Origin of the sequence: Brevundimonas bullata (genome assembly GCF_003350205.1) — a bacterium.
GTDB classification, from domain to species: Bacteria; Pseudomonadota; Alphaproteobacteria; order Caulobacterales; family Caulobacteraceae; genus Brevundimonas; species Brevundimonas bullata.
This window is the reverse complement of record NZ_QLLC01000084.1, coordinates 1-1,068: the sequence shown is the minus strand read 5'-3', so window position 1 is coordinate 1,068 and position 1,068 is coordinate 1. Positions and strand designations below refer to the sequence as shown.

General features: G+C 66.4%; 1 protein-coding gene. It reads left to right on the top strand.

All coding sequences use genetic code 11. The features are described 5' to 3' along the window. A partial coding sequence (locus DXK21_RS16415; RefSeq protein WP_245945261.1) for an IS3 family transposase occupies positions 1 to 1,050 on the top strand: 1,050 nt, incomplete at its 5' end. Positions 1,051 to 1,068: the final 18 nt, after the last annotated feature.

Genomic DNA, 1,068 nt, shown 5'->3' with positions numbered 1-1,068 from the left:
CGGGATGAGCGTGTCGGACGCCCAGCGCCTGCGCGCCCTGGAAGACGAGAACGGCAGGCTGAAGCGTCTTCTGGCCGACGCCATGCTCGACAAGGCGGCGTTGAACGATCTGCTGTCAAAAAAGTGGTAGGGCCCGCGGCGATGCGCCAGGCCGTCGCCCATCTGAAGGCGACATTCGGCGTCAGCGAACGGCGGGCCTGCTCTATTATCAAGGCCGACCGCAAATCGGTGCGCTATCGCTCCTGCCGACAGCCAGACACGGCGCTGCGCGAGCGGCTGCGCGCCCTGGCTGTGGAGCGGCGACGGTTCGGCTATCGCCGGCTGTTCGTGCTGCTGCGACGTGAGGGCGAGCCTTCGGGCAAGAACCGGATCTACCGGCTCTACCGCGAGGAAGGTCTGACGGTGCGCAAGCGCCGCTCCCGTCGTCGAGCCATCGGCACGCGGGCGCCGATCCTGATCGAGGCAAGGCCGAACGCCCGCTGGTCGCTGGACTTTGTGCACGACCAGTTCGCCACGGGCCGCCGCTTCCGCATTCTCAACGTGGTCGACGACGTCACCCGCGAGTGCCTGGCGGCGATCCCTGACACTGCGATCTCGGGGCGCCGCGTCGCACGCGAACTGACAGCGCTGATCGCTCGGCGGGGCCGTCCCGCCATGATCGTCAGCGACAACGGCACGGAGTTCACGTCCACGGCCATCCTGGCTTGGGCGCAGGATCATGGCGTCGATTGGCACTACATCGCGCCCGGCAAGCCGACCCAGAACGGGTTTGTGGAATCCTTCAACGGCCGCATGCGCGACGAACTGCTCAACGAGAGCCTGTTTTTCAGTCTGGATCACGCCCGCCAGAAGGTCGCTGCCTGGGCGCTGGACTACAATACCCGCCGGCCGCACTCGTCGATCGGCTACCTCACCCCGGAGGCCTTTGCCGCCAGTCTGACCGCAACAGGCCGATCCGCTGCGCAGTATGAAAGCTGCGCGGCTCGGCCTGTTGCTCACCCCACGCTGCGAGGCGTAACTAACCCAAGGACTCTGGTCGCCGCTGGATGAAAACTCAGAGGCACGTCA